This window comes from Lachnospira multipara LB2003, from assembly GCF_000702205.1.
Lineage (GTDB): Bacteria > Bacillota > Clostridia > Lachnospirales > Lachnospiraceae > Lachnospira > Lachnospira multipara_A.
In genome coordinates this window covers 25,752-38,046 of sequence record NZ_JNKW01000007.1, presented here as the reverse complement: position 1 = coordinate 38,046, position 12,295 = coordinate 25,752, and the positions used below count along the sequence as shown (strand labels likewise).

At 33.9% G+C, this 12,295-nt stretch carries 10 protein-coding genes; all 10 read right to left on the bottom strand.

What is annotated here, in order from left to right; translation table 11 throughout:
• Positions 1–40: 40 nt before the first annotated feature.
• Complete coding sequence (gene hemW / locus T537_RS0105605; RefSeq protein ID WP_027437791.1) at positions 41–1,231, bottom strand: radical SAM family heme chaperone HemW; 1,191 nt, start codon at positions 1,229–1,231, stop codon at positions 41–43.
• On the bottom strand, positions 1,221–3,035 hold the full coding sequence (lepA, locus tag T537_RS0105600; protein ID WP_027437790.1) for a translation elongation factor 4: 1,815 nt from the start codon (positions 3,033–3,035) through the stop codon (positions 1,221–1,223). Before lepA ends, hemW begins: the two co-directional genes overlap by 11 nt.
• A 297-nt stretch (positions 3,036–3,332) precedes the next feature.
• Positions 3,333–4,505 (bottom strand): cell division protein FtsZ, encoded by a 1,173-nt coding sequence (gene ftsZ / locus T537_RS0105590; RefSeq protein WP_027437789.1) that lies wholly within the window; start codon positions 4,503–4,505, stop codon positions 3,333–3,335.
• Positions 4,506–4,573: 68 nt separating this feature from the next.
• A complete protein-coding gene (locus T537_RS0105585) occupies positions 4,574–5,422 on the bottom strand; it encodes a cell division protein FtsQ/DivIB (RefSeq protein WP_051554947.1) in 849 nt (282 codons plus the stop codon).
• Positions 5,415–6,692 carry an FtsW/RodA/SpoVE family cell cycle protein gene (locus T537_RS0105580; protein WP_081823257.1) on the bottom strand — a complete coding sequence of 426 codons (1,278 nt, stop codon included), beginning with the start codon at positions 6,690–6,692 and terminating at the stop codon, positions 5,415–5,417. The genes T537_RS0105585 and T537_RS0105580 overlap by 8 nt, the downstream gene beginning before the upstream one ends.
• A gap of 17 nt (positions 6,693–6,709) precedes the next feature.
• Positions 6,710–8,065 carry a UDP-N-acetylmuramoyl-L-alanine--D-glutamate ligase gene (murD, locus tag T537_RS0105575; protein ID WP_031556663.1) on the bottom strand — a complete coding sequence of 452 codons (1,356 nt, stop codon included), beginning with the start codon at positions 8,063–8,065 and terminating at the stop codon, positions 6,710–6,712.
• A 12-nt stretch (positions 8,066–8,077) separates the two neighbouring features.
• Entirely contained in the window at positions 8,078–10,009 is a 1,932-nt protein-coding gene (locus T537_RS0105570) for a peptidoglycan D,D-transpeptidase FtsI family protein (protein WP_031556662.1), read from the bottom strand.
• A gap of 68 nt (positions 10,010–10,077) precedes the next feature.
• Entirely contained in the window at positions 10,078–10,581 is a 504-nt protein-coding gene (gene ftsL / locus T537_RS0105565) for a cell division protein FtsL (protein WP_027437785.1), read from the bottom strand.
• A 40-nt stretch (positions 10,582–10,621) separates the two neighbouring features.
• A complete protein-coding gene (gene rsmH, locus T537_RS0105560; protein ID WP_031556661.1) occupies positions 10,622–11,557 on the bottom strand; it encodes a 16S rRNA (cytosine(1402)-N(4))-methyltransferase RsmH in 936 nt (311 codons plus the stop codon).
• A 28-nt stretch (positions 11,558–11,585) separates the two neighbouring features.
• Positions 11,586–12,023, bottom strand: a complete 438-nt coding sequence (gene mraZ / locus T537_RS0105555) for a division/cell wall cluster transcriptional repressor MraZ (protein ID WP_027437783.1) — start codon at positions 12,021–12,023, stop codon at positions 11,586–11,588.
• Positions 12,024–12,295: the final 272 nt, after the last annotated feature.

The following is a 12,295-nucleotide window of genomic DNA, read 5'->3' as shown; positions in this document are numbered from 1 at the left end:
TCCGTAGTCTAGATTAATCTAAATTACGGAGTTTTATATATTATATGATAAAATCAGACATAACTGTATTGCTTATATCAATACCCTTAGCTGTTAATTTAAGTCTATTATTTTCTAAAATTAAAAGACCCTTATTTATATTGTCTTCTATTTCTTTGCTATATTGTTCATAAATCTCTTGATTAAATTTTTCCTTATAATCAAGAATTGATATGCCTTGAATCTTTCTTAAACCAAGGAACATAAATTCTTCTTTTGCATCATTAATGTCCAATTTTTCAAAGCTAGCATAAAGAGAAGATAAATCTATATTTATTAACTTATTATCCATAAGCTCATCCATTAATTTAGATGTGATATCTATATAGCTATTAATATCCGTAATATTAGAATATCTCTTCTCATCTATAAAGCTTGCCGCTCCTATACCAAAGCCTAAATATTCCTCTCTATTCCAGTATTTTAGATTATGAATACATTCATAGCCAGGCTTTGCATAATTAGATATCTCATATTGAACATATCCTGACTTTATAAAGCTCTTTCTTGTAATGTCATACATCTGCCTATCAAGTTCTTCGCTTGGTATTGGCGGATATTCATTGATTCTATCAAAGAGAACTGTTCCCTCCTCTAATATAAGGCCATAAGCCGATATATGCTCAGGTTTAAAGGCAAGGGCAGTCTTTAAAGTCTTTAATAGGCTTTCCTTTGTTTGACCGGGTAGGCCTGTCATTAAATCCACGTTAATATTATTAAATCCATAATTTCTTGCCATTCTAAAGCTGTCTCTAAAATCATCAAAATCATGAATTCTTCCAAGCATCTTAAGCTCTTTATCATCACATGACTGTAATCCAAAACTAATTCTATTAATCCCTGCATTTCTATAACTATAGGCCTTATCTTCACTTAGGGTTCCTGGATTACATTCTATAGTTATTTCTGCAAATTCGTTTACTCTAAAATTATTCTTTATAGTATCTAATACGCTTTGAATTAACTCTGGGTCTATGCAACTTGGAGTTCCTCCACCAAAGAAAATAGAATTAACCTCTATTTCTTTTTCTTTATTATTTAGACCTACAAGCTCTATTTCTTTTTTTAGCGCCTCTATGTATTTAATTTTCACATCATTAGTTGCTGGTGCAGATAAAAAATCACAATAGACACATTTCTGCACACAAAAAGGGATATGTATATATATCCCTAATTGATTATTATTCTTCATCTAATTTTAGAACGCTCATAAACGCCTTCTGTGGAATATCTACATTACCTATCTGGCGCATTCGCTTCTTTCCTTCTTTCTGCTTTTCAAGCAATTTTTTCTTTCTAGAGATATCACCACCATAACACTTAGCAAGTACATCCTTACGAAGTGCTTTAACTGTCTCTCTAGCAATAACCTTACTTCCAATTGCTGCTTGGATTGGAATTTCAAATTGCTGTCTAGGAATTTCAAGCTTTAACTTCTCACACATTTTTCTTCCACGCTCTTCTGCGCTTCCAGCAAATACAATAAATGATAAAGCATCCACTTCTTCTTTATTAATAAGTATATCAAGCTTAACAAGCTTAGATCTTACATATCCCTTCATTTCATAATCAAATGAAGCATAACCTCTTGAACGAGACTTTAAGGCATCAAAGAAGTCATAAATAATTTCATTAAGTGGTAATTCATACTTAAGTAATGCTCTTGTCTGTTCTATATATTCCATGCCAAGATAAACGCCACGTCTTTCCTGACATAATTTCATGATTGGTCCAACAAATTCTGTTGTTACCATAATTTCTGCTGTTACAAATGGTTCCTCCATAAAATCAATTTCTGAAGGATCTGGCATATTGGATGGATTAGTTAAATCAATAACTTCTCCGTTAGTCTTATGTACTTTATATACTACACCAGGTGCTGTTGTTACAAGATCTAGATTATATTCTCTTTCTAGTCTTTCCTGTATAATTTCAAGATGTAATAATCCAAGGAATCCACATCTAAAGCCAAATCCAAGGGCTATACTTGTCTCTGGTTCAAAGAAAAGGGATGCATCATTTAACTGTAATTTTTCAAGGGCATCTCTTAAATCCTGGTATTTAGAGCCATCTGCTGGATATAAACCGCAATAAACCATAGGATTAACCTTCTTATATCCTGGAAGAGGTTCACTACATGGTCTATTAGCATCTGTTACTGTATCACCTACTCGTGTATCTGATACATTCTTAATACTTGCTGTAATATAACCAACCATACCTGCTGAAAGTTCATCACAAGGGATAAACTGCCCTGCGCCAAAATAGCCAACTTCTACTACTTCCTCAGATGCGCCTGTGGCCATCATCTTAATCTTAGTACCCTTCTTTACTGTACCTTCCTTAACTCTAACAAATATAATTACACCCTTATATGCATCATATATAGAGTCAAAAATAAGAGCCGAAAGTGGAGCATTTCTATCACCTGTTGGTGCTGGAATCTTAGTTACAATCTGTTCTAGAACTTCTTCAATATTAATGCCATTCTTAGCTGAAATAAGTGGAGCGTCCTGTGCTTCAATTCCTATTACATCTTCAATTTCATCTATAACTCTTTGTGGCTCTGCACTTGGCAAGTCGATTTTATTAATTACAGGAAATACATCTAAGTCATGATCTAGAGCTAAATATACGTTAGCTAAAGTCTGAGCTTCGATTCCCTGTGCAGCATCTACGATTAAAATAGCGCCATCACAAGCTGCAAGCGCTCTTGATACCTCATAATTAAAATCCACATGTCCTGGAGTATCAATTAAATTAAAAATATATTCTTCACCATTCTTAGCTTTATAGACTGTTCTTACAGTCTGAGCTTTAATTGTAATGCCTCTTTCTCTTTCAAGGTCCATATTATCTAAGACCTGTTCCTGCATTTCTCTACTAGTAAGTAATCCTGTCTTCTCAATAATTCTGTCGGCTAATGTTGATTTACCATGATCAATATGTGCGACTATGCAAAAATTTCTAATATTTTCCTGTTTAATGCTAGCCATATTTTATTCCTTTTCTATATATTACTTTCCACGCCTTTGGCGTTTTATATTATACTCATTTTCGTCTAAAGAAACAACAACATCTAATAATCGATATTAATCAAAGTATATCATAAGAACAATTACAATTAAGGTTATTATTGATAACAAGGCAAAAATCCTGTCATAATAATAACTTTTCTTCTTTTTCTTCTTCATATACTTTTGTCTCCTAATATAATTTCAGATTAATCTGTAAAAACAAAAATCCGGACGATTGGTTACCCCCGTCCGGATTTAATATTCATTAAATCTAAATTACTTCTTGCTTTTCTGTAGGAATGTAGGAATTGTTATTCCTTTCTCCTTAACATTACTTGTAATTGGTTCTGGTTGCTTTAGACCAGGAAGTGGAGTTTCTTCAGCCTGAGCTACCTTAGGTGCTGTAGAACCGCCATTATATGTATATGTTGGCTTAATTACAGTCTTAGGTGCTGTAGTTGCCTTAGCTGAGAATCCTGCAAGAGCTAAATTAACATTGCTATCTTCAAGACCTGTAGCAATTACTGTAATTGTTGCTCTATCAGTAACTGTTTCATCGATCATAGCACCAAAGATAATATTAGCATTATCTCCTGCTAAATCCTGAACATAACTTGCTGCTTCATTAGCTTCCATAAGGCTTACATCACCTGAAATGTTAATAATAACATGTGAAGCACCTTCAATTGTTGTTTCAAGAAGTGGACTTGATACAGCCTGCTTAACAGCTTCAATTGCCTTGTCATCACCTGTTCCTGTACCAATACCAATATGTGCAATACCCTTATCTGTCATTACAGTCTTAACATCAGCAAAGTCTAAGTTAATAAGACCTGGAACATTAATAAGATCTGTAATTCCCTGTACTGCCTGTTGTAAAACTTCATCAGCTTTTCTTAATGCATCTGGCATAGATGTTCTTCTATCTACGATCTGAAGTAATCTATCATTAGGAATAATAATAAGTGTATCAACACTTTCCTTTAACTTCTCTATACCTACATTAGCGTTGCTCATACGAGTCTTACCTTCGAAAGCAAATGGCTTTGTTACTACACCAACTGTAAGGATGCCTAATTCTTTAGCTACTTTAGCTACAACTGGTGCTGCACCTGTACCAGTTCCGCCACCCATACCACAAGTTACAAATACCATATCTGCGCCTTCTAGTGCCTGAGTAATATCTTCAATATTCTCTTCTGCTGCTTTTTCTCCGATTTCAGGAACTGCACCTGCTCCTAAACCCTTTGTAAGCTTCTCTCCAATTTGAATTGCTTGTGGAGCCTTACACAATTGAAGTGCCTGACCATCAGTATTAATGCCTACGAATTCTACCCCACTGATATTCTCATCTATCATTCTGTTAACAGCATTGTTGCCTGATCCGCCGACTCCCACTACTATAATCTTTGCAGAGCCTTCTGCGTCGTTTGTCATAATTTCTAACAAAGTTGTTGCCTCCTTCTACTCCCTTAAAAATCACTTATAAAATATAATATCGTTTTTCATTCAAAATATCAACCGTTTTGAGAATCTTTCTTAAAAATAATTGAGGATGTGTTGCCGTCAAAACTGTCTAAATATAGGGTTCCGGACAATCCATTTAATTTCTCATATAGTTGTTTTAGTTCAAATAATCTTTCACTATAATCATCTGTATTTCCCATAGCTACCTTAACATTTTGTATGTTTAGGTAAATGTTTCCTTCGTTATCAAAGAAAATAGAATCCACATCCATATCGTATTTATCAAAACCCTGGGCCAGATCTAGTATCTTATCAAAAATACTTGTATCTGATACCTGAAGTTTCTCATTTAACACAATTGATGAATAATCTAATCCTTGAATCTCTGGGAGGGAGTTTACTAACTCATTAGAGCTTTCAACCACAATTCCATCCTTATCAAAATACATATAACTGCCCATGTATTTAACATAGCCTATAATAGCTTTCTCATAGACATTTACATGAATCTTTCTTGGCCATTCAATCTCGACATCATATTTTTGGATAAAGGGAATCTCAATATTCGTATTACCAAATAAAAAATATATAAGTGAATTTGGTGTCTTATCATTAAAAATGCATTTAGACATTTCCTCATCACTGTAATGAGTATTGCCTTCATACTCTATTACATCTACTTTAAAACCAAAATAAACGCCACCACAAATGCAAGTTACAATCAAAAATATTACCAAAATTTTCATTAGAAATCCATCTCTTTTTTTATTTCTTTTTTGGCGTTTATTTTTTTTAGATTTCTTAGATGATTTTTTAGTCCTACTTACTCTGTCCTTTTCTTCCTGTTCATCATCCACATCTATAATCTGAAATCCTTCTAACTCATCTACTTTACTCATTTAGTTCATCCTTAATTTGACTACTTACATTAAATACTACTCCCATTTCCATAAGAAGAATAAGAAGCGCCGTTCCACCCTTACTTATAAATGGTAATGTAACACCAGTGTTTGGTATAGTATTAGTTACTACAGCAATATTTACCAATACCTGTAAAGAGATATGGGCAAAAACCCCTGTACATAACAGTGCTCCCAAAAGGTCTGGAGCATTTTTTGCCACATGGGCAATTCTCCAAAGCAAAACACTGAAAGCAAGTAATACGCAAAGCGCACCAAATAAACCAAGCTCTTCACAAATTATGGTAAAAATCATATCATTATATGCTTCTGGCAATTTTATTTTTACCATACTCTTTCCAAGTCCCTTACCAAAAAGTCCGCCAGAGCCTATGGCATATAAACCATGAATTGTTTGGTAAGCCTTATTATCTGCGTAATCCTCAGGATGTAGCCAAGCAAGTATTCTTGCATGTCTAAAATTGTCTCCTGAATTTAGTGTACTAACAAGTCTTGTTACAAGAAGGGTTGCAAAAGCGCCTCCTACACCAACTACTGCAGCAAAGGGCTTATACCCTGGAAATGCCACAAATGTTATTATAAAGCACATTCCAGAAATAATAATAGCACTACTTAAATTATTAGATATTACATATAATAATCCCGCAGGTACTACTCCATAAAAAAACCATAGCCAAAATAAACTAAAAGTATTATTCATTCTATCCCCTAAGTTGACTATTCTAAAGGATAGTGCCGCTATGACACCTACCTTAACCACTTCAACAGGCATAAATGAAAAAGAGCCTAGTCCAATCCAACGTGTGGCACCATTAACATTTTTACCAAGTGGTGTTAAAAGTAATAATACTAGGAAGAGTGAAAAAATATATAGTCCATATGAAACCCACTTTTTACTATATATATGATAATCAACTATTCTAGCTTCTAGTATCATAAAAAATATTCCAACTACCGCAAATAAAACCTGACTTTTTAATATATCAAAAATCGTTTCTTTGGTGGTTGAAGAACTACTATATACCATAACAAGGCCAACACCTATAAGTAAAAGCATTATAAACATTAAAGAATAATCAAGATAAAATCCTGCTTTTCTTTTTATGTTTAATCTAAATCTTTTCTTTCTTCTATGGCTTTTTATGTAGTTTTGTTGCTTCTTTTTTGCTTGTCTATTTATCCTTGTCCTACTGATATCTTTTTGAGTATTACGTTTGTTTGTAGATCTTTTTCTTACATCATTTGCCATATACTCTCCATTAAATATTAAGGAAGCTTATTAACTAAATCCTTAAATATTCTTCCTCTTTGCTCATAGTTATCAAACATTCCCCAGCTAGCACAAGCAGGTGATAATAAAACTGCCTCTCCTTCTTTAGCAGTTTTGGCACAAATATCAACAACCTCTTCCATTGAATTAGCAAATACATAATCTGTAAAACCATACTTATTAGCTGTATCTGCTATCATCTGGCTTGTCTGACCAAGTAATACCATAAATCTTACTTTACCCTTAAAGGCCTTAATGTAGTCGTCAAATTCTACGCCCTTATCATAGCCACCAGCTATAAGAATTGTTGGTTTTACCATTGCCTCAATGGCCTTAATTGCTGCATCTGTATTAGTTCCCTTTGAGTCATTATAATAATCAACTCCAGATTTTGTTGCTACATATTCAATTCTATGTTCAACAGCTCTAAAGTTCTTTATTTCTCTAATAATTACATCATCAGGTACTCCCATTGCCTTAGTCATGGCAATTGCTGCACATACATTCTCATAATTGTGTACTCCAAGAAGTCTCATGTCATGTACATTTAAAAATTCTTTATCATTAACGCCATCTGTATAATGAATCATATCTCCATCAACATATGCGCCAACTTCTACTTTTCTCTTTGATGAGAACCAAACTATCTTAGCTTTGCAGTTCTTTTTAAAATCCTGTAGCCACTCATCTTCATAATTTAATACACATACTTCATCTTTATTCTGCATTAAGGCTACTCTTTCCTTAGTTTCTGCATAACATTCCATTGTATGATGTCTATTTAGATGATCTGGTGTAATATTAAGAATTGCTGATACTCTAGGGTGGAAATTCTTAGTTGTTTCAAGCTGGAAACTACTAATTTCTGCTACTGTAACTGAATCTTTACTTGTATTTAGCACTTCTCCAGTATAAGAGCGTCCAATATTACCAACTACAAATGTCTTCTCATTATATGCCTTCATTATCTGGCCAACTAAAGCTGTTGTAGTTGTCTTTCCATTAGTTCCTGTTATGGCAATTATCTGGCCCTTATCATAGTTATAAGCTAATTCAATTTCGCCCCAAACTTCAACGCCAGCTTCCTTAAATCTTATTACAAGTTCGCTATCTATTGGAACACCTGGGCTAATTACTAATAAATCAACTCTCTTTATTAATTCATCGCTACATTCACCTATAATAATTTCTGCCTTATTAAAACCTAGTTTATTCTCTACATCTTCTACTTTTAATTTATCATTGCAATCATAAAGGATACAATCTGCACCTACTTTATTAAGTAAGTTTACAGCTCCTATTCCACTTATTCCGGTTCCAACTACCATTACTTTCTTATTTTTTAAATCCATAACTTCCTCCAATTAATTCTGTGTAGTATTTGGTACTTCTACAGTTAGTTCATCTTCACTATTTTGTGTATTAATCTCGCTAGCTGTTAGATCCTCATATATACCTAAATAAGGTAATAAACTCTCTAAAACATCATGACTTAGTGTTAATACATCTGCTGAAGAACCGGATGTTCCTGTTGTTCCATCTGGCTCATCAATAATAACATATATAGCAATCTGTGGGTCATCTGCTGGCACATGTCCAATAAATGAAATAAGCCATTTTTGTTCATCTCTGTTAGCTTTCTGAGCTGTACCTGTCTTACCTGCAACACTGTATCCCTTAACTGCTACTTTCTTAGCTGTACCTTCATTAACTGTTGAAAAAAGGTATCTTCTAAGTAATTTTGATGTATCTGCTGTACAAGTCTGTTTTATAAGTGTTTGATTAAAGGATTTTACCACATTACCATTAGAGTCCTCAATCTCTTTTACAATATGTGGCTGATAGTAATTACCATCCTCAATTAATGAGCAATATGCTGATAACATCTGGACCATATTAACATTTATATTCTGTCCAAATGAGTTTGTTGCAGCATCAATTACTGTCATTTTATCTGCCGGATATATAATACCGCCTGTTTCTCCAGGTAAATCAACACCTGTAAGACTACCAAATCCAAAAACTGATACGTATTGAGCAAACTTAACTGTTCCAAGCTTAATACTTAAATTAATCATATATGGGTTACAAGATTCCATAATTGACTGTTCTAGGGTTAATTGTCCATGTCCTCCTTGTCCATAAGCATGACACTTAACCTTCCAACCACTTACCTCTTCATAACCGTTACATACATAGGTATCCCCATCCTTAACGACACCCTCATCAAGTGCTGCTGCCACAGTTATTGGCTTAAATACAGAACCTGGCTCATAACTTTCTGATACACAGAAATTCTTCCATAAGTCATACATAGCATTAGTCTTATCTTCATCAGACATAGCCCCTAATTGTTCCTCAGTAAAGCTTTTTGTTAAATCCCTCGGATCATTTAAATTAAATGTTGGATAACTTGCCATTCCAAGGATTTCACCATTACTAGGATTCATTACCATTATTGCTGTATTTTTTGATGGTTTTTCCTGATTGTAAGCTATTATTTTTTCTTCGATTATTTTTTGAATATTATAATCGATTGTTGTTACTACATTTAATCCATCTGTAACGCCCTTTGTTTCATTGGCTATTTCAAGGCCGTCATCTACGTAACTATATGTAAGTCCGTTAACCCCTGTTAAATAATCATTATATTCTAATTCTAATCCTAATTCTCCGCCGTTGTTCTGGCTATAAAAACCCACAACATCCGCCGCTAGATTATCATATGGATATCTTCTAACATAAGTCTCTTCAAACCAAACATCCACGACACTTGTCTTAGTTTCGTTTCCCTTATCATCTGTTACAATCATAAGATTTTTAAAGCCTTCCATCTCTTCACTAGAGATTTCTTTTACAAGCTTTAGATATCTGCTAGATTGGTTGTCATACACTTTAGCTATAAGTTCTGATCTATCTATATTAAAGTAACTACTTAAGGCGTTAATAGTATCTCCTGTTAAATCACTATCACTTTCTTCATCATCACTAAATAGCTGAGCCACATCAAGTATTACATTATACATCTTCTCACTATAGGCAAGTACTGTTCCATCACTTGATTGTATCTGTCCTCTTTTGGCAAGAACTGTATTTAGTGACTTTGTCTGTTCATCTAATACACTTTGTGTATATTCATCGCCCCTAGTATAAATTATATAAAAAATACGACCTCCTAAGCCTGCAAGTAAAATCGCCACTATAAGAAATAGCACCTGGACTTTCTTACCTGCCCTTCTTAGAACTTTTCTGGCTTTCTTTAATTTTCTTTCTCTAATTTTTTCGTAATCAGCCATTACTACACTCCCAATTTTTGCCTTTTAAACATAAAATGCTGGCCTTATTTACAAAGCCAGCATTAATTTTATTCAGTACCAGGTACATCCTTATATTGTTTAACATACTCACTTTCGCCTGACTCATAAAGAATAACCTGACTTGAATCGGGATAAACCATTCCCAATTCATTTACCGCTGTATCATAAATCTTGTCATAATCTATGTTTGCATTAATCTGAAGTTCTAACTCGTCATTATCTTGCTTTAAATCCTGATACTCTTGTTGTAATTTATCTAGTCTCGTTTGATTAGCCTTTGTTGATGTTTCAAGACTTACCAATCCATAACAAACAGCTACTATAGTAACAACTATGGCTGCCATTGCAGTTAAATAAATAAGATTTAGCTTATTTTGACGCTTCTTTATTCTTAAACGTCTTCTTCTTTCAAGACGTTCTTTTTCTGTTAACTCCTGGCGTCGTTTTATTTCTCTTTCAGGCTTTGGTGCAAGTTGTCTTGCAGCACTTCCAGATACATATGTTGCTCTCTTAGCACTTTTATATTGTTTCCTTTTGCCATAGTTTGCCATGCTGTTTCTCCTCCTTTGCAAGATTTATTTAATACCTTTACTATCTTTTTTCAAAAACCCTTAGCTTAGCACTCTTAGATCTAGAATTTTCCTCTAGTTCCTTATCACTAGGTAATATAGGCTTTCTTGAAATTACCTTACCCTTTGATTTCTTACCACATACACATACCGGAAAATCTGGTGGACATGTACATGGATTCTGTGCAGTCTTAAATTTAACCTTTACAATTCTATCCTCTAATGAGTGGAATGTAATAATACATAATCTTCCACCTACATTTAATCTATCAATCATATCATCAATTGAATTCTCTAAGACATCTAGCTCTTTATTAAGCTCAATTCTAATTGCTTGATAAGTTCTCTTTGATGGATGACCACCTGTAGCTCTTACCTTAGCTGGAATTGCTGCCTTAATAATATCGTTTAGCTCAAATGTTGTCTCAATTGGCTTTTTAGCTCTTTCAATTACAATGTGCTTTGCAATGTTTTTTGCGAATCTATCTTCACCATAATCTCTAATTATTCTATATAAATCAGCTTCGCTATAGTCATTAACTATATCTCTTGCTGTCATTTGCTGTCTGTTATCCATTCTCATATCAAGGGGAGTATCCACATTATATGTAAATCCTCTCTCAACTGTATCTAACTGATATGAGGAAACGCCAAGATCAAGAACAATTCCATCAACCTTATCAATTCCTAAATCATCTAGGACTTTTTTAAAGTTAACATAATTATCTCTAACTATACTTACCCTATCTTTATAGGGTTCAAGTCTTAAAGATGCTGCTTCTATAGCATTCTCATCCTGATCAATTCCTATAAGTCTTCCCTTATCAGATAATTTGCTAGCAATAACACTTGAATGTCCTGCTCCGCCAAGTGTTCCATCCATGTAAATTCCATCTGGCTTAATGTTTAAATTTTCAATTGTTTCTTCTAATAAAACTGAATAATGCTTAAATTCCATTATGAAACCTCTCTATTCTTTATGAACATTAAATAGTAAAGCCAAATTCTAACATAGATTCTGCTACATTTTCAATATTCTCAAAGCTTTGGGCATTAACTTCGTTGTATTTCTCTAGGCTCCAAATTTCTACTTTGTTACCAACGCCAAGAGAAACCACATCTTTAACTAAGCCTGCGTGGCTTCTAAGTGTAGGCGAAACAAGGATTCTTCCCTGTTTATCCACCTCAACTTCACTTGCGCCACCTATGAAAAAACGTGTTAATGAACGTGCTCTTGCATCATTTAGGGGTAATTTAGAGATTCTGTCTTTAAGAGCTTCCCATTCATTATCAGCGTATGCATAAATGCAACCATCAAATCCACGAGTTATTGTAAATTTATCTCCTAAGCTTTCACGTAATTTTGCCGGAACGATTAAACGACCTTTAGAGTCTATTGTGTGCGTATATTCACCTTGCAACATAGTCGTTCCCCCTTTCCTACGTTAAGCTTTATGGGTCAATTGCGATTTTTAAAAGTAACCACTTTCAACCACTTTTATTCACATTCCCTCCACTTTCACCCCTATTGTAACCCTTTATAAGATAAAAAGCAAGCCCAAACAGCCCAAATTAGCGCTAAATTCTAGCTTTGCGAAATGTGGTATTAAAGTGGGGATTTTTCCCATATATTGGTGTTTTTTTATTGTTTTTTGTAAAATCTGCTCTATATTTGTTTAAATTAAAAATAAATCTC